Source organism: Kineococcus sp. NBC_00420, from assembly GCF_036021035.1.
GTDB lineage: Bacteria > Actinomycetota > Actinomycetes > Actinomycetales > Kineococcaceae > Kineococcus.
In genome coordinates this window covers 705,657-727,098 of sequence record NZ_CP107930.1, presented here as the reverse complement: position 1 = coordinate 727,098, position 21,442 = coordinate 705,657, and the positions used below count along the sequence as shown (strand labels likewise).

21 protein-coding genes and 3 pseudogenes are annotated in these 21,442 nt (G+C 69.3%); 13 read left to right on the top strand and 11 right to left on the bottom strand.

The genetic code is table 11. The annotated features are described in order from the left end of the window. Window positions 1–13: 13 nt before the first annotated feature. Window positions 14–2,620: a putative bifunctional diguanylate cyclase/phosphodiesterase gene (locus tag OG218_RS03585; protein WP_328296209.1), complete on the bottom strand. Its 2,607-nt coding sequence runs from the start codon at window positions 2,618–2,620 to the stop codon at window positions 14–16. Between the two features lie 165 nt (window positions 2,621–2,785). On the opposite strand from OG218_RS03585, the pseudogene OG218_RS03580 reads away from it, so the two are divergent. After that, a pseudogene (locus OG218_RS03580) lies at window positions 2,786–3,859 on the top strand (IS630 family transposase). Between the two features lie 84 nt (window positions 3,860–3,943). Here OG218_RS03580 and OG218_RS03575 read toward each other — a convergent pair. Both OG218_RS03575 and OG218_RS03570 read right to left on the bottom strand, forming a co-directional pair. Next, window positions 3,944–4,771 (bottom strand): PAS domain-containing protein, encoded by an 828-nt coding sequence (locus OG218_RS03575; RefSeq protein WP_328291830.1) that lies wholly within the window; start codon window positions 4,769–4,771, stop codon window positions 3,944–3,946. Between the two features lie 407 nt (window positions 4,772–5,178). After that, window positions 5,179–5,586 (bottom strand): response regulator transcription factor, encoded by a 408-nt coding sequence (locus OG218_RS03570; RefSeq protein WP_328291829.1) that lies wholly within the window; start codon window positions 5,584–5,586, stop codon window positions 5,179–5,181. Between the two features lie 408 nt (window positions 5,587–5,994). On the opposite strand from OG218_RS03570, the gene OG218_RS03565 reads away from it, so the two are divergent. After that, window positions 5,995–6,417, top strand: coding sequence for an ATP-binding protein (locus tag OG218_RS03565; protein WP_328291828.1), 423 nt, complete (start codon window positions 5,995–5,997; stop codon window positions 6,415–6,417). A 100-nt stretch (window positions 6,418–6,517) separates the two neighbouring features. On the opposite strand, the pseudogene istB reads toward OG218_RS03565, so the two are convergent. The 3 genes and pseudogenes from istB to OG218_RS03550 form a co-directional block, all read right to left on the bottom strand. Further along, window positions 6,518–7,275, bottom strand: a pseudogene (gene istB / locus OG218_RS03560) (IS21-like element helper ATPase IstB); the annotation flags it as partial. After that, window positions 7,272–7,553, bottom strand: a complete 282-nt coding sequence (locus OG218_RS03555; RefSeq protein WP_328291826.1) for a hypothetical protein — start codon at window positions 7,551–7,553, stop codon at window positions 7,272–7,274. The pseudogene istB and the gene OG218_RS03555, both read right to left, overlap by 4 nt. Window positions 7,554–7,854: 301 nt before the next feature. After that, complete coding sequence (locus OG218_RS03550) at window positions 7,855–8,112, bottom strand: hypothetical protein (RefSeq protein ID WP_328291825.1); 258 nt, start codon at window positions 8,110–8,112, stop codon at window positions 7,855–7,857. Between the two features lie 258 nt (window positions 8,113–8,370). Between OG218_RS03550 and OG218_RS03545 the strand changes: the two genes are divergently transcribed. From OG218_RS03545 to OG218_RS26555, 5 genes and pseudogenes are all read left to right on the top strand, one after another. Next, window positions 8,371–8,865 carry a hypothetical protein gene (locus tag OG218_RS03545; RefSeq protein ID WP_328291824.1) on the top strand — a complete coding sequence of 165 codons (495 nt, stop codon included), beginning with the start codon at window positions 8,371–8,373 and terminating at the stop codon, window positions 8,863–8,865. Between the two features lie 97 nt (window positions 8,866–8,962). After that, a pseudogene (locus OG218_RS03540) lies at window positions 8,963–9,403 on the top strand (cation transporter); the annotation flags it as partial. Between the two features lie 411 nt (window positions 9,404–9,814). Then, window positions 9,815–10,294, top strand: a complete 480-nt coding sequence (locus tag OG218_RS03535) for an ATP-binding protein (protein ID WP_328291822.1) — start codon at window positions 9,815–9,817, stop codon at window positions 10,292–10,294. A gap of 77 nt (window positions 10,295–10,371) precedes the next feature. Beyond that, window positions 10,372–12,027 carry an ATPase domain-containing protein gene (locus OG218_RS03530; RefSeq protein WP_328291821.1) on the top strand — a complete coding sequence of 552 codons (1,656 nt, stop codon included), beginning with the start codon at window positions 10,372–10,374 and terminating at the stop codon, window positions 12,025–12,027. A gap of 169 nt (window positions 12,028–12,196) precedes the next feature. Next, window positions 12,197–12,427, top strand: a complete 231-nt coding sequence (locus tag OG218_RS26555) for a hypothetical protein (RefSeq protein WP_442906357.1) — start codon at window positions 12,197–12,199, stop codon at window positions 12,425–12,427. A 183-nt stretch (window positions 12,428–12,610) separates the two neighbouring features. On the opposite strand, the gene OG218_RS03520 is transcribed toward OG218_RS26555, so the two are convergent. From OG218_RS03520 to OG218_RS03500, 5 genes are all read right to left on the bottom strand, one after another. Further along, the gene (locus tag OG218_RS03520; RefSeq protein ID WP_328296208.1) at window positions 12,611–15,226 is read right to left on the bottom strand and encodes a SpoIIE family protein phosphatase; all 2,616 of its coding nucleotides are present in this window, start codon (window positions 15,224–15,226) and stop codon (window positions 12,611–12,613) included. Beyond that, complete coding sequence (locus tag OG218_RS03515; RefSeq protein WP_328291819.1) at window positions 15,117–15,746, bottom strand: biliverdin-producing heme oxygenase; 630 nt, start codon at window positions 15,744–15,746, stop codon at window positions 15,117–15,119. The genes OG218_RS03520 and OG218_RS03515 overlap by 110 nt, the downstream gene beginning before the upstream one ends. A gap of 33 nt (window positions 15,747–15,779) precedes the next feature. After that, the gene (locus OG218_RS03510) at window positions 15,780–15,983 is read right to left on the bottom strand and encodes a hypothetical protein (protein ID WP_328291818.1); all 204 of its coding nucleotides are present in this window, start codon (window positions 15,981–15,983) and stop codon (window positions 15,780–15,782) included. Window positions 15,984–16,765: 782 nt separating this feature from the next. Then, on the bottom strand, window positions 16,766–17,314 hold the full coding sequence (locus tag OG218_RS03505; protein ID WP_328291817.1) for a hypothetical protein: 549 nt from the start codon (window positions 17,312–17,314) through the stop codon (window positions 16,766–16,768). Next, on the bottom strand, window positions 17,311–17,859 hold the full coding sequence (locus tag OG218_RS03500) for an RNA polymerase sigma factor (protein WP_328291816.1): 549 nt from the start codon (window positions 17,857–17,859) through the stop codon (window positions 17,311–17,313). The genes OG218_RS03505 and OG218_RS03500 overlap by 4 nt, the downstream gene beginning before the upstream one ends. A 668-nt stretch (window positions 17,860–18,527) precedes the next feature. Here OG218_RS03500 and OG218_RS03495 point away from each other — a divergent pair. The 6 genes from OG218_RS03495 (at window position 18,528) to amaP (ending at window position 21,389) form a co-directional block, all read left to right on the top strand. Continuing rightward, complete coding sequence (locus tag OG218_RS03495; RefSeq protein ID WP_380162498.1) at window positions 18,528–18,971, top strand: Asp23/Gls24 family envelope stress response protein; 444 nt, start codon at window positions 18,528–18,530, stop codon at window positions 18,969–18,971. Between the two features lie 158 nt (window positions 18,972–19,129). Continuing rightward, window positions 19,130–19,414, top strand: a complete 285-nt coding sequence (locus OG218_RS03490; protein WP_328291814.1) for an Asp23/Gls24 family envelope stress response protein — start codon at window positions 19,130–19,132, stop codon at window positions 19,412–19,414. Between the two features lie 131 nt (window positions 19,415–19,545). After that, entirely contained in the window at window positions 19,546–19,725 is a 180-nt protein-coding gene (locus tag OG218_RS03485) for a DUF2273 domain-containing protein (protein ID WP_328291813.1), read from the top strand. Window positions 19,726–19,822: 97 nt separating this feature from the next. After that, window positions 19,823–20,239 (top strand): Asp23/Gls24 family envelope stress response protein, encoded by a 417-nt coding sequence (locus tag OG218_RS03480; protein WP_328291812.1) that lies wholly within the window; start codon window positions 19,823–19,825, stop codon window positions 20,237–20,239. A gap of 41 nt (window positions 20,240–20,280) precedes the next feature. Next, the gene (locus OG218_RS03475) at window positions 20,281–20,808 is read left to right on the top strand and encodes a DUF6286 domain-containing protein (protein ID WP_328291811.1); all 528 of its coding nucleotides are present in this window, start codon (window positions 20,281–20,283) and stop codon (window positions 20,806–20,808) included. Further along, the gene (gene amaP, locus OG218_RS03470) at window positions 20,808–21,389 is read left to right on the top strand and encodes an alkaline shock response membrane anchor protein AmaP (RefSeq protein ID WP_328291810.1); all 582 of its coding nucleotides are present in this window, start codon (window positions 20,808–20,810) and stop codon (window positions 21,387–21,389) included. The genes OG218_RS03475 and amaP overlap by 1 nt, the downstream gene beginning before the upstream one ends. Window positions 21,390–21,442: the final 53 nt, after the last annotated feature.

The window sequence follows — 21,442 nt, the reverse complement described above, 5'->3', positions numbered from 1 at the left end:
GTGCCCGCCATTCTTACCTCGCGCCGGCGAAGGGAGGCTGGGGAGAAACTTTCCTTCGGGGTAGGGCCAGATCCGCGGCGTCGACAGGTCGGGCGAAGAGGAACCCCTGTCCACTGTCGCAGGACGCGTCGATCAAGGACTGCAGCTGCCCGTCCTCCTCGATTCCTTCGGCGACGACTCCGAGGTGGAAGCTGTGGGCTGCGCTGATCACGAGGCGGACCAGGTCGGCGTGTCCTTCGCCGGGTGTCGAGACGAAGCTCCGGTCGATCTTCAGGACGTCGACGGGCAGTCGGGGGAGTTGGCCGATGGAGGTGTAGCCGGTGCCGAAGTCGTCGATGGCGATCCGGACCCCGAACTGGCGCAACGCGTTGAGCTGGTCCAGCGCGGTGGGTTCGTCGACCAGGACCGTCTCGGTGATCTCCAGCGTCAGTCGTGACGGGTCGATCCCGCTGCGCGCCAGTGCGTCGGCGACGTCGTCGAGGAGGTATCTGGCGGCGAGGTGTCGACCGGAGATGTTCACCGCGACGGTGAGACCTGCGAGTTCCCCGCCCGCGGTGTCCCACCAGCTCAGCTGGTCGAGGGCCCGGCCCAGGGCCCAGCGGCCGATGTCGCAGATGAGGTCGGAGCGTTCGGCGGTGGGGATGAACTCATCGGGGGGTACGAGTCCGTGACCGGGGCGGTTCCAGCGCACCAGTGCCTCGACCCCGGCGGTGCCGCCGGTCGCGAGGTCCAGCACTGGTTGGTAGTGAAGTACGAGTTCCCCACCCAGCAGAGCCTCGCGCAGTGCTTCCTCCGTCTCGGCCTGGGCGCTGAGTTCTCGGCGCAGTTCGTCGTCGAAGACTTCCACGACACCCCGGCCGCTGCCCTTCGCGCGATACGCTGCGGCGTCGGCCTCCTGCAGGAGACGTTCGGAGGTGGTCTGCGCGCCGCTCACGGCGACGCCGATGCTCGCCCCGACGCGCGCGGTTCGATCGCCGAGGAGCACGGGAGCCGACACCGCGGCGATCAACCGCTCACCGAGTTCCACCAGCTGACGGTGGTCCTCGGCCGGTTCGACCACGACGACGAACTCGTCCCCGCCGAGGCGGCAGACGGCGTCCCCGCCCCGGACGGTCGCCTCCATCCGCGCGGAGACGACGCGGAGCAGTTCGTCACCCGCGGCGTGGCCGTAGGAGTCGTTGACCTGTTTGAAGTGGTCGAGGTCGACGAAGAGCAGACCGACGGGCTGGTCGTGGCGGGCGGAGCGGTGCAGCGCCCGCTCGATCAGCACGAGAGCTTCCGCACGGTTGGGCAGTTCAGTCAGAGCGTCGTGGGAAGCCTGGTGAGCCATGCTGGCCTGCAGCCGTTCCCGCTCGTGGATGGCGCTGATCATCTGCGTGATCGAGGCGTGCACGACCGCGCCCAAGGACCCGGCCAGGGGTTCCCGGACGAGGTCGGAGGTGATCTCCCCGTCGGCGACGGCCTGAGCCTGGGCGCGTACCCGCCGAAGGCTCGCGACGGTCGCGGCCAGTCCTCGGGCGACGGTGCGCACCTCACGCGGTCCCCCTTCGGCGACGTCGAGGAGTTCACCGTCGCGCACGGCTTCGGCCTGGGCGGCGAGGCGGTGCAGCGGACGAGCGATGAAGCGGTGCACCACCACCATCACGCTGGCGGTGACCACGAGCAGCACCAGCGCGGCGAGCAGCAGGTGGCGCAGGTCCTCAGCGGCCCGTCGGGCCGGTCGCGAGGTGGCCGCGACGGCCCGGTCGCCGATCTCGACGACGGCCCCGCGGATGGCCGCGTTGCGGGCGGTGTTCGCCGTGGTGAGGGTGAAGAACTGGGGGAGCGAGAGCGCAGAGCCGGACAGAGCGGCGGCGTTCGTGATCTCGTCGACCTGCTTCCCGGCGTCCCCGGTCGTCGCGGTGCGCCACCCGGCGACCGCGTCGGCACCGCCGTGTGCGGTGAGGTCGGCGTCCGCGGCCCGGTACCCGCCCCAGGCCTGCAGGAAGGAGGAGCGCGCGTCCGCCGCGGTGGCGGCGTCGAGGGAGACCGAGCCGAGGTAGAGCGGCACCTCGAGGCTGGCGTAGGTCGCGGCCTCCTGTGCCCGGTCGAGGTCGGCGACAGCACGGGCTCCCGGACCGTCCAGGGACTGATCGCGGGCGGCGTCGAGGTGGGCGTCGACCTGCCCCGTCAGGTCCGCGACCACCTGCCGGTAGGAGTCGAACGTGGCCGTGGCGTCGCCGCCTGCGGTGGCGCTCTCGCGCAGTGCGGCGACGGTCCGCGCGGCGGCTGCGGCTTCGGCTGCCGCGGGGGTCCCGGTGGTCGCGGTGACCGCTTCGTCGGTGGCGGTCTGGACGCTGTGCAGCTGCTGGGTGATCGCCGGCCCGGCGAGGGCGGCGATGCCGGCGATGCTGGAGGCGTCGAGGCCGAGCGCGGAGGCGGTGGTGGGCTCGCTCAGCACCGACTGGGCCAGGACCGGGACGACCTCCTGGGCCACGCTGCCGCGGACGGTGTCCAGCAGGACGGCCGCGCGCACCTGCGCCGCGGCCGATTCCGCGGCTACAGAGACGTCCCGGCGTTGGTCGACCACGACGCCGACGACGCTCACCAACCCGAGCACTGGGACGAGCACCAGGGCCATCAAGCTGCGCTGCAAGGTGGGAGACCGACGGGGAAGGGGACGCACGCTGGGGAATCGACGCTTGATGCCGATTGAAAAAGCGATCAGACGAAGATTCACTCGAATGCCGCTTCGGCTGTCTAGTGTCCTCCGCCGGAGATACGCTACGGAAGTACAGTGGCGGGAATGCCTCGTACTGGACGCCCCAAGGCCGAGCTCGTACTCACCGACGACGAACGTGAGCAACTGCAACGCTGGACCCGGCGACACACCTCAGCCCAGGCCCTGGCGCTCCGTTCGCGGCTCATCCTGGCCTGCGCCGAAGGCACATCCAGCCGTGAGGTCGCCGAGAGGCTGGGCTGCAACGAGGCCACCGTCGGCAAGTGGCGGCGGCGGTTTGTGACCGACCGACTCGACGGCCTGAGCGACGAACCTCGACCGGGCCGACCGGCCTCGATCACCACCGACCAGGTCGAGGACGTCGTCGTCGCCACCTTGGAGGCCACACCCAAGAACGCGACGCACTGGTCGCGGTCGAAGATGGCGCAGCGCAGCGGGTTGAGCGAGTCCACGGTCGGGCGGATCTGGAAGGCGTTCGGCCTCCAGCCGCACCGGGCTGAAGGGTTCAAGCTGTCCAACGACCCACTGTTCGTGGAGAAGGTCCACGACGTCGACACATGAGGGTCGGCCTCTACCTGAACCCGCCCGAGGCTGCGGTGGTGCTCTGCGTGGATGAGAAGAGCCAGGTCCAGGATCTGGCCCGCTCTCAGCCGGCGTTCCCGATGATGCCGGGCATGCCGGAGAAGCGGACCCACGACTACGTCCGTCCCCGCATGCACACGGCACCACGACCTTGTTCGCAGCCCTGAACATCGCCGACGGCACGGTGATCGCCTCGACCCACCGTCGACACCGGGCGGTGGAGTTCAAGAAGTTCCTCACCAAGCTGTCCCTGACGACCTCGACGTGCACGTCGTCTGCGACAACTACGGCACCCACAAGCACCCCCGGTTCCACATGCACAACACCGCCACCTACTCCTCGTGGCTGAACCAGGTCGAGCGCCTCTTCGCCTACGTCACTGACGATCTGCTGCGCCGAAGCGATCACCACAGCGTTCAGGCCCTGGAAGCTGATCTGCGCGCCTGGGTCGCGGACTGCAACGAGAATCCGAGACCGTTCGTCTGGACCAAGACCGCGGATCAGATCTTGGCGTCACTCGGGCGACTTCTGCAGCGGATCTCCGGCGGAGGACACTAGGTGATGGAGCACTCGATGCGCCCAGTGGTGCTGACCACCCATGTCGCTGTCGAGCAGGCGGGCGTGGTGAAGGCCGTCTGCGGTCTACTCGTCGGCGGCGATGAAGCCGATCAGACGCGTCCAACGAATCCCCTCCGAGGCCGTCGTGTCAGTCGAGGGATGCACGCCGGAGAGCTGTGGACGGTAGCGAACACGTGCACGGCGATCCGGACCGCCGTATCCGGACGTGGTGGCTGCCGACTCGACAGGGTTCAACGCTCGGGCGCGGCTGGCGCGCCAGGCGTAGGTGCCGTCGGGCATCGCACACCGGAACCGGGTCTCATAGCGTCGTCCGGTCCGCAACGCTTCGTCCAGCGCGGCGGCCACGAGCGCTCGGTCGTCGGGGTGCACGTGATCTGCTCGGGCCATGTCGAGGGTGCCTTGGCCGCCGTGGTGTGTCAGCCCCATCAGGCGGGCGGCTTCGGCGTCGAAGCTGACCAGGCCGGTGACGGCGTCGAAGTCCCAGGCGCCGGTGTGCGCGGCGGGCAGGGCGGCCATCCCGATGCTGACCGGGGCCACCGTGAGTGCCCCCGCGGCGAGGAGACGCTCCAGCAGCGGCGCGGGGAGGTGGGCGAGGGCTTGAGCGCGTGATCCACTGTCCAGCAGGGCGGCAACGAGTTGGCGGTAGGTCAGTCCGTCGCCGTGCACGACGGTGTGGTCTTGGCGGCCGTGCTCGTCGTCACCGCCCAGGGCGTCGATGAAGGTGCTCAGCTTCGGGTCTGGTCCCAGAGGTGGTGAGTCGCCCCACAGTGCTTCGATGAGGTCCGCGACCTTCTCTGCGCGCAGGTGCAGACGGTGCTCGCGATCGATCCCACTGTCCACTGCACCCTCCTTCGAAGGCTCTGCCGAGGTCTCAGACGGGCTGGCGTTCACCTCGCTCGAGCGCCCTCGTGAGGAGACGTGTGGCCCTGAGAACGTTTGTACCAGCGGAGGCGTGAGAACGACCACGCGAGAACCGGGGCGGGTCGGGTGGAGGGGTGGGCAACCGCAACAAGGGTGAGCAACCCGCGACGAAGAGGGTCAGCGGGTGCGAGACAGCGATGCAGACCGGAGCGATACCCAGCAGAGCGGCTTGAAGCCGTCCAGGTGGACGGGGTGACGTTCAGGTCTTCAGGTCCGGCGGCAGGTGCCGGTGCTGGCTCGGTTGTCACCGATCCACGCAGCAGACCCTTGCGACCTAGCGGGTGGTTGTGCCTTGAGGGCTGGGTCATCAGGGTCGCGTTGTCCAAGGCTGCGTTGTCCAACGCCGGATTGTCCAGGGTCGGTTGTGCAAGGTCGGGTCAGGAGATGAGACCGCCCTGGCGGGCGAGGGCGGCGGCAGCGGCGGAGGAGTGGACGCCGTACTTGCGGCGCACCGAGACCAGGTGCTGGGCGACGGTGTTGGGGGCCAGGCCGAGGCGTTCGGCGGCGACGGCACCGGGGCAGCCCTCAGCGATCAGCTGCAGGATCTCCTGCTCGCGGGCGGTCAGGGTGACTCCGGGGTGACCTGGTGACTGGGACTGGGCACGTTCGGCGTCCTCGAGTGCGCGGTAGTGGGCCTCGGAGACGATGACGAAGCGGTGGCCGGCGGCGTCCTCCACGATCGCTCGACGCTCACCGTCGGCGGTGGCTCGCAGGACGTCTGCGAACCAGTCGGTGGGGACCTGTACCCGGTTGCCGTCCGTGGCCGCCAGGTTGGTGTGCGTCATGTCGTGGGGACCCTTCATCGCTGCTGGAGTCGTGCTTGGTGGCGAGAGTGAGGTTCGCCGTCCAAGTCAGGATCGGGTGGCAGCTAGCAATGTTCAAGTGCTCAACTAGAAGGTGACCTGATCGGCCCCCGGTGGCGCAGCACGACTTCGAGCGGACACGCCGGTGGAAACTGTCTGTGAGCATCGAGGTGGGCTGATGACCTGGTCTCACACCGCTGCCGGCGTCGGTACCGGTACGACGGTCGAGTCCGGCCCGACAGCGTGACCGACCGCGGTGGTGGTGGCGCTGCGCTAGGTCTGCAGTTCGATCCTGCACGTCGGATCTGCGGTTCAGGGTGTCTTGGAGGGGCGAGGCCTCCGCACTGACCTGACGATGAACGCGTGTGCGCTATCACCCCGCCTTCACAAGTGACCCTGCCCGCGGAACTGGCTTCTGGGCGACTGGCTCGGGTGTTCATCGACGAGCACTGGTGCACCACCCACGACAGCGTCGAGCGTGAGCGGGTCCACCTGCTGGTGACGGAGCTGGTCGTCAACGCGGTGCGTCACGGCGGACCGCCGATCATGGTCAGGATCGAGTGCACCGGTCCGGTCAGTGTCCTGGTCTCGGTCAGCGACGGCAGCGCTGACCTGCCCCGCCCCCGCGAGGTTGAGCCCGAAGCGGTGGGTGGTCGTGGGGTGCATCTGGTGGACCTGCTCAGTGCTGAGTGGGGGGTGGAGCACCACCACATCGGCGGCCGGCACACCACCGGCATCGATACCGGAACCGACAACGACACCGATGATGCAGCTGGTGAGGGGAAGACGGTGTGGTGCCGACTGGTGGCGTGAAGACCTGCCGACGACCACGCCGAACTGGCCGCGGAACGCGGCATGCCCGGTGCCGCGCATCCCCGGATGACCTTGCGCTCACGCGACGGCGGCCGTGGCGGCGGTAGGAGTCGCCGTCGAGGTTGAGGACGACGGAGCGGTGCAGGAGCCGGTCGAGCATGGCGACAGCGACGGTCGCGTCGCCGAGGATCTCGCCCAGGACGCGACACCGCGGTTGGTCGTGAGGATGATCGAGGTTTTCGCGTAGTGCTGGGACACGACTTGGAACAGAGGCGAGGCAGCCTTGGCCGGTAACGGGAGGTACCCGAGTTCATCGATCACGAGCAGAGTCGGTCCGGCGAAGAAGCGCATCGTGCAGTTCCAGCGGCCTTCGATGGCCGCGCGGTGGCAGCGGGCGACGAGATCGGCGGCGGTGGTGAAGTAGGTGCGGTAGCCGCTTTCGACAGCATTGCGGGCCAAGGCGACGGCGAGGTGGGTCTTGCCGACACCGGGTGGCCCGATGAGCAGGACGTTGGTCGCGGTCTCGAGGTAGCGGCAGGTCGCGAGTTCCTGCAGCAGGTGCGGGTCGATGCCGGCGGCGGTGCTCAGGCCAAAGTTCTCGATGCTCGCCGGGGTCGGGAGGGAGGCGAACCGCAGTCGCCCGGCCAAGCGGCGTGCTTCGGTGTCGGCGACCTCAAGAGCCAGGAGTTTCTCCAGAGCTACGGTCATCGACAGGCCTTCGGTGACGGCCTGGTCGAGGACGGCGGGGAGGTGTTGCGCGGCGGCGTGCAGGCGCAGGGTGGCGAGGTGGGCGCCCAGTTGTTGGTGGAGACTGGCCGGCGTCGTCGTGTTGGGGGTGCTGAGGTCTTGGGCGTTCATCGCAGGGTGTTCCGTCCTACCGCGATCGCGGCGTAGCGTTCGAGGTCGACGACAGCAGCGTCCGACTCGCTCAAGCGGCCAGCGTCCTCGACCAGGGCCATCTGTCCAGGGACATGTCCGAGCTGACCGTTGAATTGGCCGTTAATGTTGCGTTGCATGGCTTGTGCGGCCAGCACTGCAATCGCGCCGGGTGGAACCCGACGCTCATGCCGGTGCGGCAGGTTCGTCTCACTCCCGGCGGCGGCGGCGGTCGTCGCGGCGGTGTGCAACGCGGTCACGTGATGGTCATCGCGGACCGTTGCGCCGGTCCCGGCGGCGACGAGTCGGTAGCGGGCCACGACCGCCGCCGGTGAAGCGGCCGGGGCGATGGCGAGGTGATCGGCGCCGTGGACGACGGTGACGAGAACGGCGGCGCGGGCCAGTTCAGGTGTGACGAACTAGGAGTTTCCGCCGTAGGACATCAAGGCCTGCGCCGATGCGATCCGTTCCACGGTCGCCGTCACCGGGTACGGTAATGGCAATGGCCGCAACGGTTCCGCGGCGGCAAGTTCACCGACGGTGGTGCGCCGGTGGGTCCCGTCAGGTTCGAGGATCACCCGCAGACGCGCATCGCCCTTGGCGGCGCACCAGGCGTCGGGCCTGGGCCTGGGCCTGCTCGACGGTGATCGGCTTCGACCTGTCCCCACCGTCGATCGTGTCGGGCAGGGACCGCCAGAAGCGTTGCGCGGCGGCGTGGTTGGCCTTCTCGACGACACCCTTGCGGTTGCCGCGCCGGGATGGGCAGAGTTCGACGGTGACGGCGTAGTGCTTGGCCAGGCGGGCGAACGTAGCCGTCACCCCTCCCCGACCCCGGCGCGGCGACGGTCGACATCCGGTCGAAGCGTCAGGCCCGGGTGGGCCCGCCGAGACGGTCGGCCACTTGGTGCAGGGCGCCGGCGAGGTGGGCCTGTTCTTCCGACTCCACCAGCACTCCCCGCCAGCGTCCGGAGTGCGATGAGGCTCCCACCCGCAGGTGGGCGTGCTTGCCCCACCCCCCCAGTGCGCGGGCGGGTCGGGCAACTCGACCCAGTCGAACTGCGTCTCCGCCCCGGGCGGGTGGTCGATGACGGCGATGGGACGGTCTTTCAGGCTCCGGCACTGCTCACACCGTGGGCGCAGGCCGCGGTCGCGGACCTGACGGGTCAGCGTGGAGTATCCGCCGCCCCAGCCGAGTGGTTCGAGTTCGTCGGAGAGGGCGCTGACCCGCAGGTGAGCGTCTTCGGTCAGACGGGCGCGGACGTAGTCGACGAAGGGCTCGAAGGCATCGGGGATGGTCTTGGCGCGAACCCCGGCGGTCCGCTCGCCGGACAGGTGGGCGCGGATGGTCTTGCGGTCTCGACGGAGGTGGCGGGCGATCGCGGAGATCGTGATGCCTTGGGCGGCGAGTGCGTGGGCTGGGGGCACCTCCCGCTTGCGGGGGACGATGTCTTCCTCCCGTGTCAGCATCTGCTGCAGGAGTTCCTTCGAGTGCTGGTGCGTGGTCAGAGACCACCAGCCTCGGAGGGGCTCCGCCTGGTTCTGCGGAGCCACACGGGTGGGGAATTCCAGTGAGCAGGACTGGAGACTTTCACGTGAGCGGCATCAGCAGAATGCGCGTCGTACTTGCAGCGGGCTGAGGGCGACGCTGGGCCATGGTGTGAGGCGCCAGGCCGCAGCACTCCAGGTTGCTGGACTTCGGGGCGCGGCCGGGTCAGTCCACTGGAGTGTTTGGTTGGCCCTCCACGTCAGCGTGGGGATCGGGCTGGCCGCGCTGAGTCTGCTGGTCATGCCGTTCCTGTCTGCGGCCCAGCGCCGGGCCGGACGTGAGCTGGGTTCGGCCACCGCGGTGGCCGATTCCCAGCAGACGCTGCTGTGCACCTACCTCTCCGGGGTGCTGCTGGTGGGGCTGGTGGTCAACGCCGTGGTGGGCTGGTCGTGGGCGGCCCCGATCGCGGGGCTGGTCATCGCCGTCATCGCGGTGAAGGAGGGCCGGCAGGCCTGGCGCGGGGAAGGGTGCTGCGCACCGCACGCCAGCGTGCCGGGTGCCGACGCGTCGAGTGGACACGTGGTGGCGGGCAGGTGCGGGTGCGGAGACGACTGCTGCGGCTGACGACACCACGGATCGTCCGAGGTGTTCCTCGGATGCGGTGAGGTGGCCAGCAGGCTGGCTCCTAGGTACTTCACCGTTGCAGAAGGTTGATGTCGCGCGGGTACGACTCAGACCGAGGCGCCGCCGGTCTCTGCGGGTGTCAACCGGTCACCCCGGTTCCCCGATGCCGCCGCCGGGGGCGTCCTCCAAGACGGGGTACGCCGTGGTCGGTGGAGGGAGAGCACGAGGCGCGATGCGTCTTCGTGCGCCCTTGCCCGGCCGGCGTGGTCAAGATGCCTTCGTCGATGCTGGTCGGACTGGCACTCGAGCCCGCAACTGCCGAGGCGCATCGTTGCTTCTCGTGGTTGGCTGGTTGCTGAAGGTGAGATCGAGAGCGGGGCGTACTTCAGCGTCTCCAGAACGAGGGGTGTCGTGATCAGCGTCCAGTTCGTCGTGGGCACGTTGCCCGACGATGACCCGGTTCAGGCGTGCCACCGCCTGACGCTGGAGCCCTCACCACGCTCGGTCTCGGCCGCACGCCGCTTCGTCCGCTCCCACGTCCCCGACCTGCCGGTGGAGACCGGAGAATCGCTGGAACTGATGACCAGTGAGTTGGTCACCAACGCCGTGCTGCACGCCCGCACCATCGTGAACGTCGAGGTGGTCGTCGCAGCCACCTCGGTGGTCGTCGGTGTGCACGATCAGGACCGGGTGACGTCCTTGCAGACTCCCTACGGTGATCGTGAGGGTGGGTGGGGGTTGGGTCTGGTGGGGGCGCTGGCGCATTCCTGGTCCATGGTCAGTCATCCCCAAGGTGGTAAGACGGTGTGGTTCCGGCTGCTGCGGGCAGAAGCGCACTCCGTGAGCAACGGCGCCGCGGCTCGGACCGACGCAGACCGGAGAGATTCATGACCGATGCTCCACGGAGAGGGTCCTCGTTCTCTTCCTCGACCCCGCCCTCCACGACCCTGCCCTCTCCGTCGCCGGGAATGCCGGCCGCATCGGCCCGACTGGCAGGGCGGTTGGCGCTGGGGGACGACGGCCACGAGTCCGGTGCGGCCATCACCAAGGTCGCCACCGGCATCGGCGGGTTCGACCACGTCGCGATGGGTGGGTTGCCGCTGGGGCGGACCACGGTGGTCGCGGGGCCGGCAGGGGCGGCGAAGACGCTGTTCGCAGCCCAGTTCCTGGCCGAAGGGGTCCGCTCGGGTCAGCCCGGGGTGTTCGTGACCTTGGAGGAGCCGGCTGCGGACCTGCGGGCGAACTTCGCCACCCTGGGCTGGGACGTGGCCGCGTGGGAAGCCCGTGGGGACTGGCGTTTCGTCGATGGCTCCCCGTTGGCTCCCACCGACACCAGTGCCCGACCGGACTACGACGTGGACACGTTGGCCGCTCAGATCGGTGCCGCGGTGGACCGTACCGGGGCCCGGCGCCTGGCGTTGGACAGTCTCAGCGCGGTGCTTTCCCTGCACGAGGACGTAGTGCTGGCGCGGCAGTTGTTGCGCACCCTGGTCCTGCGACTGCGGGCGATGGCCCTGACGGTGGTGCTGACCGTCGAGACTGAAGACGATCCCGGGGGCTCCCTCACCCGCTACGGGGTGGAGGAGTTCGTCGCCGACAACGTGGTGCTCCTGCGCAACGTCCGGGAGGGTACGTTCCGCCGTCGCACCGTAGAGGTGCTGAAGATGCGGGGGGCGATGCACCACAAGGGCGACGTCGCGTTCACCGTCGTCCCCGGCGAAGGCCTGCGGGTGCTGCCCGTCAGTGTGCCGACACCTGCAGTTGCGTCCCCGCCCGCTCCGTCCTCGCCCGCTGCGTCGTCAGCAGCAGTCGACGTCCCCGACGCGGCCCCGTCCTCCCACGCTCCTCGGGAGCGTGTCTCCAGTGGCGTTGCCGGTCTCGACGAACTGACCCACGGTGGACTGTTGCGTGCATCGACCACACTGGTGGCCGGTCCCACGGGGGCGGGAAAGACGATGCTGGCCACCCAGTTCGCCGCCGAGGGCGTGAGGTCGGGGGAGGAGGTGCTGGTCATGGCCTACGAAGAATCTCGTGAACAGGTTCTGGCCAACGGTGCGGCGTTGGGATGCGACCTCGAGCACTACGAGTGGGCGCTCGGCAGCTCATCGACGGGCAGTTCTCCCACGGCGGACCCATCAGACGATCAGCCGGGCCGAGTGTCGATCCAGTCGTTCTACCCCGAGGTCGCCTCTCTCGATGATCACCTGGTGGAGCTCCAGGGACTCATCGAGCGGTTGCATCCGACCCGACTGGTGCTGGATGGACTCTCAGCGCTGGAGCGCCTGGGTTCTCAGCCGTCCTACCGGGGGTTCCTGCTGGCGATCACGGCCTACGTGCGCAGCATCGGTCTCGCCACGTTCATCACCGCGACCCCGCCGGCGCTGCACCCGGGTTCCTCTCCCGCCGGCGGCGCCAGCACGGCGGACAACCTCACCGGTCTGGTGGACACGATCATCGTGCTGCGGCTGCAGGAGGTCGGGGCCACCATTCACCGCGGCATCCACGTCCAGCGGATGCGTGGTAGCCATCACGAGAACGTGGTGCGGGAACTCGTCGTGGATGAACGGGGCATCAGCGTGGGGGATCTCATGCCCACCGGGGCGACAGGGATCGCGGGGACGTGATCGTGAGCGGTTCCAGTTCCACTACCGCCGGCAGCGCCCCCTGTCCTCGCTGTGGGGACTTCGCGGTGTGGGGTAGACGACCAGCTGCGACGAGCAGAGCGACTGCCGTCTGATCGAGGGGCGGCTCGAGACGAGTGGGGTTCACGAGGACGACCACGTCGTCGCGTTCATGGACCACCAGCCGGTCAACCCTGGACACGTCCTGGTCGCTCCCCGACACCACCTGCCGCTGTTCGAAGATCCCGACGACGTCGCCGGAAATGCTTTCCGACGCACCCATCACCGGCACCCAGCGGCCAGAGCAAGACTCGCTGACGCTGAGGTCGGCAGCGATCTCGGTGATCGGCTGCTCCCGTGGCTGGACCAGTTGCACAGCGTGTCGACGGAACTCCGGCAGTGAGGTCGGGCATCGCGAGACTCTTTCCTGGGCAGCATCACCACCTCAGATCGGTGTCCTGAGGAGCAGGTCAAGCTCCGTGTCATCTCTGCCGGCCGTCACCGGCATCTGCAGTCCTGTTGTCTTTCAGCCAGAACCGGAGACCTCGCCGTTGCGACTTCTCTCCACCATCACCGCAGCAGATCCCTACGGACGGTGAGGCCGGACGAGAACGAGGGTGGTGTCGTCACCCGCTCCACCGGCCACCGCGGTCAGAAGCCGGTCCGCCAAGGTCGCCATCGCATCCGCCGGGCTGACCGCTGCGACGAACAAGTCCGTGGCCGCACCCGTGGCAGCTGCAGCGAGGACCGCGGTGGTGTGCTCCATGCTCGCGTCACGTCGCTCCACCAGTCCGTCGCTGAACATCAGCAGCAGGGCGTCGGGTGGCAGTGAGATCCGTACGACCTCTTCCGCCAGACCGGTGGTGGGACCGAACCCCAGCCCGAGCATCGGACGCGGGGGCACGTGCACCGTGCTGGTGCTCGCGCCACTGAGGTCACCCGAGGTCCCGGAGGTACTGATGAGCAGTGGTGGGGGATGTCCCGCGCTGGCCAGTTCCACGATCACGTTCTCCCCGCCCTCGACGGACTCGGCACCGCTGCTCCTGCCGGGGCGGGCATGCTCGATGACGGCGACGAGGGCGGTCGCGGTGTGGTTTCCCAGCAGCGTGCACACCAGGGTGTCCAGGCGGTCCAGGGCGGAGGCGGGGGAGTGTCCCTCCAGGAGGTAGGCGCGCAGCGCGGTGCGCAGTTGCGCCATCGCCGCGGCGGCGTGCACCCCGTGTCCAGCGACGTCACCGACGACGACTGCGACTCGGCCCGTCTGCAGTGGCAGGACGTCCCACCAGTCCCCGCCGAGCTGACCGCCTTCGGTGGGGCGGTAGCGGGCCAGGACGTCCATGCCGGGTACCTGCGGTGCTTCGTCGAGCACGACAGCGCGTTGCAGGGATTCGGCGATGGCGATCTGTCCGTGGGAGCGGCCGAGCATGATCCCGGTGATCTGGGTGCGCAGCCGGTCTGCGGTGCTGGCGTGCCAGGGTCGCCACGCGGTGCTGCGCCCACGAACGACCTCGCGCCACTTCTCGAAGCTGGTGCGCGGGCTGATCCGCACCTCCAGACCTTCGGTGGCCGCGATCTTCGCGTTGTGCGGATCACCACCCCACTCCACGACGCGGGGCTGTTCCGGTCGCAACCACAGCAGCCAGCCGGTGTCGTCGATCCCTACCCGCAGCGCCCCCGCCGCCGTGTCGGCGACCTCGCCCAGGCCGGGGCTGAGCGTGGCGAGGTGATCGGTGAAGGTCGAGGCACCGTCCTTGCGGGCCAGGAGTGCGGCGATGCGTTGCAGCACCGCCCACGGAGGTACCTGACCGCAGGTGCGCAGCTGATGCCCGTCCCACACCGCAGCACCGGTGGCGTCCAGCAGCTCCAGCAGCCGCCCGTTCTCGATCAACGTGGCCAGGGGTTCACGGGTGCTGGCGGCGACGTTGGCGAGGATGTCGGACATGAGTTCGTGCGCGGCCAGGGCCTCGTCACGTTCTTGGGAGCGCACGCGTTCAGCGACCAGCTGGGAGGTCGTCTGGGCGAGGAACTCCGCGGCTGAGCGCGCGTCGTAGCCGGGGCGGTGCGCGCCGGTGTAGTGGTGGCAGGCCACCAGACCCCACAACCGCCCGTCGACGACGAGGGAGACCGACATCGATGCCGCCACCCCCATGTTCTTCAGGTACTCGATGTGAATGGGGGAGACGCTGCGCAACACCGAGTGCGAGAGGTCAAGTGGGGCACCGGCATCGGGGTCGAGCAGGGGAGTCAACGGGGAGGGGGTGTAGTCGACGTCGGCGATCAGGCGCACCCAGTTCAGCGTGTACAACCGGCGTGCCTGGGCGGGGATGTCGGAGGCGGGGTAGTGCAGGCCGAGGAAGGGGTTGAGGTCTGCCCGGCGGTCCTCGGCGACGACCTCGCCGTTCCACTGCGGGTCGAAGCGGTAGACCATGACCCGGTCGAAACCGGTCAGGGCCCGCACTTCACGGGCCAGGACCGCACACAGGTCCTCGATGCCGGCGCTACCGGCCAGGCGCGCCACCGCCCCCCGTGTGGCGCGGTAGGACACCGGCGCGGCCTGGTCAGGAAGGCCTTCGATCTCCACCACGAGCCGATCGCCGGAGATGTGCAGTACGACGTCGACGTCGACGTTCTCACCGCCCACTTCGAGGCGGGCGTGGAGCGCCTCGTCCAGGTTGTCCGCGGCCTCAGCTGCCGACACTCGGGCGGCGAGGTCCAGACCCAGCAGCTCGTGCAGGGGGGCGCCGAGGACGTCATCGACTTCACGAGCGAAGAGCTCCCCGGCGTTCGCGGAGGCAACCACCACCTGCCGGGTGGCACGGTCGACAGCCAGCAGCACGCCGTGCGGCTGTACAGCTCCGGGAACGTGGATGGGTTCGCTCTCGCACGTCGTCAGGTCAACAGCCGGATAGGCCGGCGCGAACGCTTCCGGGTGCAGCGGAGCACCTGGTGGGGTGGTGCTCACCGGGTCCCCATCCTGGGAGACGCGCGAATCGCCGACGCGACCCGCTCGACGGACGAGCAGCAGAATCTGGTGATGACGTGCACCCCTCGTGCCAGAACTTCGAGCGACCGGTGGCCACCCCTCTTCGAGGCTAACTCGTGGAGTCGAGTCCGTCGTGGTGGCCGGGTCGCGACAAGGAGGAGAGCCATCGCTCGTAGGCGGTGAAGGTCGCGATCGCGGAACGGACTGCTGCGGCGACATCGTCTTCACGCAGGGCGTCCAACGCGGCGATGGTCTCGCGCCAGCGCCGCCCGACACCCTCGCGCCCGGTCAGCGAGGTGCACGCCTGCACCGGTACTCCGGCAGCCACCGCGGCGCGGGCGACGAGTTGACCGCCGAGGGTGGATCCGTCCAGGACGTAGCAGACCCCGAGTGCGGCGGAACGCGTCGTCGCCGGGGGCACGTCGGGGCACTCCTGAAGATCCTCGAGGTCGACGTCCTCGACGCCCAGCACGCGGAGGTCGGCCAACGCCAGGTCGGCGCGCGCTCGGGTGACCACGTCGAGGGCGTCGGGGTCCTCCTCCGCCCACACGGCCAGGTCTCGCTCCAGAGGCGCGAGCAGTCCCCAGGTCAGGCTCAGCCAGCGGCGGTGCACGTCGAGGCTCCAAGGACGGGAGAACACGTCCAGGCCTTCGTTCAGACGTTGGTGAGCCGGGGCGGTCGCAGTGCGCAGCCGAGCCAGGGCACCGGGCGGGCGGGTGGACTCCTTCGCGTTCCTCACCGCGACATGATCCCGCAACTCGTTCCACGCCGCCTACGTCCTGGCTGTGTTGACTCCCGCTCGAGCAGTCCTCCCTGACCAGGTCAGTCCGTGCTGCAGGCGGTAGGAGACGTTCGGGGATCCTGCCTCCTCGGGGAGGGGTCCGTCTTCGGGGTGGACCTGCAGGGCGAGGAGGGCGCCGTCGTCCTCGATCTGGTCACCGGTGCGGCCCAGCAGGGCGTCGCAGAGTTCGTCCACGGGCAGAGTTCGTCCACGGGCAGGGCGCGGGAACGGCCGCGGTGGTACGCCGTGGAGCGCCGCAGAGGCGGTTGGTCGTTCCCTGCAGCAGACCGACCACACGTCGGCAGACCCGAATCGCCTGCTGTTGCCTGCGGATCGGGAAGTCGTTGTGGCGCGTCCGGCTACCGTTGTTCTGCCTGCACCCGCAACACGTTGAAGGGCCGTGGTGAGACATGCAACCGGTTCACCCGATGAGCACCCTGCTACCGGCTGGACGCAGCACTGGGTACCCAGTGAGTCACGCGTCCTCGCGGAGCTGCTGCGCTGCAGCGCCTGCGCCGACACGTCCGGCCCTCAGCGGGGAGGTCCCGACTGCCTACGCCGTGTCCGGGTCTGGGCGGTTCCAGGTGGCCGTATGACTTCCTCGCCACCCTTGGAGTCGATGAAGGGGGGTGGGGACACCGATGAGACGTTGACCGCGCAACACTGCGAGGCGACGTCGTTCGAAGAAGCCGCGCTCGCGGCGAAGGCGACGGTCACTGCTGAGGCCGCGACGATCCTCGGGCAGGCCAGCTTCGGCTCTCGGCCCGGGGATGAGGTTCGGGACGAGTCGCTGGAGCGGGCAGTTCGTCGGGCGATGCTCCTCGGCGAACGGGAGGCCGCCTTGACTCGACGACGGTCTCGTGGTGTCCGACCACGCCGTCTGCCGGTACCGCGCCAAGGGGCCCGCGGAGGCACCGAGGACGAGCCGTCGGCGTCAGAGCGCTGATTTCGAGACGAGCACGGGCAGGAGTCGCAGCTCAGTCCACGATGCGAGCATCGCGGGAGACGTCGCCGATGTGAACGTGGGTGTGGACCTGTTCGGCGGCGGGGGCGAGTTCACCGAGCAGCTCCCGCAGCACCTTGAGCGCTACGAGGTGGATGCGGTCGGCGAGTTCCAGCAGGGGGGTGCCGAAGAGGGCGATCAGCTGGATCGTCACTGATTCCAGCTGGTCATCGTGCCCGCTCGTGCAGGTGATCTGCTGTGCAGCGGCGTGGGGGACAGCGTCGACCGCCTCGCGCAACTGGGCGACGAGGACGTCGGAGGCGACGAAGAAGTCGCCGTCGTGATGCCGCCCGCGCAGGGGTGCCGAGGGGCGGAACAGGCTCAACGCACGGGCCAGGACGCGGTCTTCGATGGCCTCCCAGCCGGCGTCGGTGTGCTGGCGCAGCAGCATCGTGGCCTGCGCGAGCCGGTCAGTGACGGTGCCGTCAGCGCGGCGAGCTCCACCGCTGTCGCCGGTCCGGTCACCATCGCGGTCGCCGGAGGTGCTCTCGTCGTGACCGTCGTCGTCGTTCTTCATGTTCACCGCCACTCCTCCAAGGTCGCTGCGATCGCCGTGCGGGCCCGTTGCAGCAGACCCCGCACGGCGGTGGGGCTGACACTCACGACAGTGGCGATGTCGGCGTAGGAGAGATCTTCGATCTCCCGCAGGATCCACACGCTGCGTTGCCGCTCGGGCAGCAGCAGTAGCGCTGCATCCAGCGCGGCGAGGAGTTGGGAGTCGATCGTGTCACGTGCAGGGTCGGCGTGCAGATCTCGCAGGCCCGCGGTGGCCTGATCGAAGTCGATGACAGGGCGTGAGCCCGACTCGGGAAAGCGCGGCCGACGCCGCTGGCTGAGTTTCTGCGCCGCGTTTCGGCCCAGTACGAACAGCCAGGTCCGGAACGCGGAGTCGCCGCGGAAGGAGGTGATGTTCTTCCAGGCCGACACCATCACCTCCTGCACGCAGTCCTGGGCGTCGGAGGTGTCGTTCAGCAGCCGGAACACGTAGCGGTACAGCGCCGGGCCGTGTCGTCGGGTCAGGTGCGCGAAGGCCACCTTGTCGCCCAGTGCCGCCCGCCGCGTCAGCACCTCATCGGGGACCGTCGTCGCCGCGCTGGTGTTGCGCGGTGATTCCCCCGGAACGCTGGAGGTGGAAGAACCGCCGGCCGATGACGGGTCGTGGTCGCCGGGGATGGGGAAATCCGGCAGTTCGTTCGTGCCTCGCTGTCGGGCTCGGCGTTCGATGCCGTCCGGTCCAGTACCACCTGATGCGTCCCAGCTAGCGGCGGCACCGGAGGGGCCGCTTCGCTCCCGGTGGCTCTCTACCACCGGGGGGCTCCCGACGGGGGTGCAGTGCGTGTGGAGGGGGCGCCGGAGGGTTCGGTGCCACGGGATCGGGGGGATCCGGGGTGCGGGTTCACGGCGCACCCTTCGAGAAGACGTCGCGTCGGTGGTCCGGGCGCAGAACCGAGTGCAGCAGGGGTCGCAGGTCGCGGCAACTTCAACACCGCGATCTTGTCGGGTGAACAACGACCCATCCCAAAATGTGACGCAGGTCATACTTGAGGGACCGTGCCGTTTCGCCGGTTCTTCGTCTCTATCCCCGTGACAGACCACGAACGACGCCCGGCCACCACGGCCGGCAGCGCGATCGCCGGCTGCACCCCTCAACGTTTGAAGGAGTTCTCGTGAGCGAGCGCACCACCACCACCACGACCGCTACCCCCAAGGCCGTGCCGACCGCTGGCTCCAACGCGCTGGCCGTCTCCCGTGACGGCTCCGGTCGCGACGCGTCCCTGTTCTCCAACCAGGGCACGACCTCGATCGCCGACACCGTCGTCTCCAAGATCGCCGGGCTCGCCGCCAAGGACGTCTCCGGGGTGCACGCCCTCGGCGGTGGCGCCTCCCGCGCCGTCGGCGCCCTGCGTGAACGCATCCCCGGCGGCCGCGTCAACCACTCCCAGGGCGTTTCGGTGGAGGTCGGGGAAACCCAGGCCGCCGTCGACATCGACCTCATCGCCGAGTACGGCGTCGCCATCGCCGACCTCGCCGCCGGTGTTCGCCGCAACGTCATCGCCTCCGTCGAGCGGATGACGGGTCTGCAGGTCACCGAGGTCAACATCGCCGTCGCCGACGTCCACCTGCCCAGTGACGACGCCGATGAGAACGAGGACGCCGACTCCGCTCCCCGCGTCCGGTGACCGAGCCCACCACGCCGACCGGCGCCCCCCTCGGCGCTGGCTCGGCCACCGGGTGGACACCCGCCCCAGTCACCGCCCCTGAAAGCACTCCCGGGAGCACGGCGTCGGCGGCGCCCACGTCGGTCACCGGGGCGGTGGAGGTCATCTCCACCGTCCCGGTGTCGGAGGTCACAGTCGCTGACGAGATCGCGGGTTTCGTCCTGGCCGTCCCAGGAGTGGTCGAACTGCACCCGGGCCGCTTCGGTGAAGTCGCGACCTATCTGCCCGGCCGACGGGTGGCCGGGGTCAAACTCGGCGACGAAACCGTGGAGATCCACGTCGTCCTCGCCTACGGGACTCCCATCCGGGCCGTGGCCCAGCAGATCCACGCCGTCGTCGCGGCCGTGGTGGACGTGGCGGTGCAGGTCTTCGTCGAAGACCTCGCCGCCGCCCACGCCGCCTGACGTTTCCTGCGGCACCAGGTGCTACCGCGCCACAGCGCGCCGTTCTGCTGCACTAGCGGCCGTTCTGCTGCACTACCTGCCGGTTCTGGCTAGATCCGGCAGGCCCCACCCCCCTTCCCCTGGAGGAACTCGTGACTGCCTCGAACGTCGGCATCTTCGCCGGCCTGCTCCTGGCCATCATCGCCATCCAAGGTGGCTTCGGCTGGTTCCTGCTGGCCCTGCTCTTCGCCGCCGTCGGCTACGTCATCGGCGCCCACCTGGAAGGCAAGCTGGACCTCTCCGCCCTCGTCCCCGGCCGCAGCCGTGGCTGATGGCGCCACCGCTGATACCGCAGCAACCAGCAGCCGTGGCAGCCTGAACTCCCGCGCTGAGAAGGCTCGCCACGCACACACCTCGAGTGCACCCAGTGTGCGTCGCTGGGACGGCCCCGCTCAGGCGGCGGCTGAACTCAGCGCCGAGGAGTGGACCGAGATCGCAACGCGCGGATCGCTGCAGGTCAAGGAGAAGGCCGTGGAACGCATCGCCGAAGCTGCGGTCGCGGAAGTTCCCGGCGTCATCGCCGCCCAGGACAGCGCCGGCACCATCGCGACGGCCCTGGGGCGTTCCTACCCCCGCGTCGATGTGCAGGTGGCCGGTCACCGCGCCCGGGTCGAGGTCGACATCGTCACCGCCTGGCCTCGCCCGGCCGCTGCCGTTGCCGCCGCCGTGCGTGACCACGTCACCGAGCGACTGCGCACCCTGGCCGACCTGGACGTCGACGTCGTCGACGTCACGGTCGCCAAGGTGCTGCGTCCCACCACCCCGGAGAGGAGACGCGTCCAGTGAGCTTCCAGACCAGCCCTGACACAGCCCCTGAACGAGCTCCGATGCAGGCTGCGGACCAGAAGAGCGGCAGCGGGCCCATCGGGGTCATCGGCCCGATCCTGGCCATCCTGCTCCTAGCTCTCGGCGTCCTGCTGCTGCGCGATGCCCTCGTCGCAGCCGGCGCCTTCTCCGGTACCCCGTGGCTGAGCGCCGGCGTGGACGGGCTGAAGGGGTTCGCGCCGGTGTGGTGGCTGATTCCGGTCGGGATCGTCGTGGCCCTGATCGGGTTGTGGCTGGCCGTGACCGCGTTGCGTCCCCGTTCGCGCAAGACCCTCCCGTTGACCTCACGTACCGGGGTGTTCCTGCACACCCGCGACATCGCCCGGCTGGCCTCCGGTGCCGCCCAGGACGTCGACGGTGTCCTGGACGTCTCCTCGACCGCCACCCGTCGCACGGTGAGCGTCATCGTTCGCGGCACCGCTGAAGCGGGCCTGCGGGAGTCGGTGACCGAGGCGGTTGCGCAGCGGTTGTCGCCGCTGCAGTCCCCGCCGCGGGTGGCCGTCACCGTCCACACCCCGAAGGAGAACTGATGGGCCGCGCCGTCCTGGGGCTCAACCGCCTCGCCGCGATCATCGTCGGCCTGGTCCTGCTCGTCCTCGGTGTGGCTGTCGCCGCCTGGGGCGCAGGATGGTTGGTGAAGGTGTGGACCGCGTCCCCGCAGCAGCTGACCTTGAAGACAGCCACCGACACCTTCGCCACCGCCTGGTGGCCCTGGGCCGCCGGCATCGCCGGCGCCGTGTTCATCCTGCTGGCCCTGTGGTGGTTGTTGTCCCACCTGCCTCGACGTGGGGTGGGCGAGTTGTCGTTGAAGGGCTCGAACAAGAGCGGGCGACTGCGCGTCGACCCGGCCGGGGTCGCAGCCACCGCAGCCGACGTCTTGGCTGAAACTCCGGGGGTTCGTTCGGCTTCGAGCCGGGTACTGCGGGATCGTGGTCAGCTGGTGGTGGCGTTGAAGGCCACCGTCGAACCCGATGCTGATCTGCAGTCGGTGGTCACCGCCACCGATGACGTCGCCACCGACCTGGCTCAGGTTCTCGGTCGTGATGACGCCCGCGCGCGGGTGCAGCTGGCCGTGGCCCGCCGAACCCGCCACCAGACCCGCGTGCACTGACTCCCACTTCGAAGCCGGGCACCGGACCCGGTACCGGACTCGGTCAAGAACCC

Excerpts from the sequence above, each read along its gene's own strand:
- OG218_RS26555 (WP_442906357.1), top strand. The coding sequence starts at position 12,197 with ATGGACCACCAGCCGGTCAACCCTGGACACGTCCTGGTCGCTCCCCGA.
- OG218_RS03475 (WP_328291811.1), top strand. The coding sequence starts at position 20,281 with ATGCAGGCTGCGGACCAGAAGAGCGGCAGCGGGCCCATCGGGGTCATC.
- OG218_RS03520 (WP_328296208.1), bottom strand. The coding sequence starts at position 15,226 with ATGTCGCCGCAGCAGTCCGTTCCGCGATCGCGACCTTCACCGCCTACG.
- OG218_RS03530 (WP_328291821.1), top strand. The coding sequence starts at position 10,372 with ATGCCGGCCGCATCGGCCCGACTGGCAGGGCGGTTGGCGCTGGGGGAC.
- OG218_RS03570 (WP_328291829.1), bottom strand. The coding sequence starts at position 5,586 with ATGACGCACACCAACCTGGCGGCCACGGACGGCAACCGGGTACAGGTC.
- OG218_RS03585 (WP_328296209.1), bottom strand. The coding sequence starts at position 2,620 with ATGGCCCTGGTGCTCGTCCCAGTGCTCGGGTTGGTGAGCGTCGTCGGC.
- amaP (WP_328291810.1), top strand. The coding sequence starts at position 20,808 with ATGGGCCGCGCCGTCCTGGGGCTCAACCGCCTCGCCGCGATCATCGTC.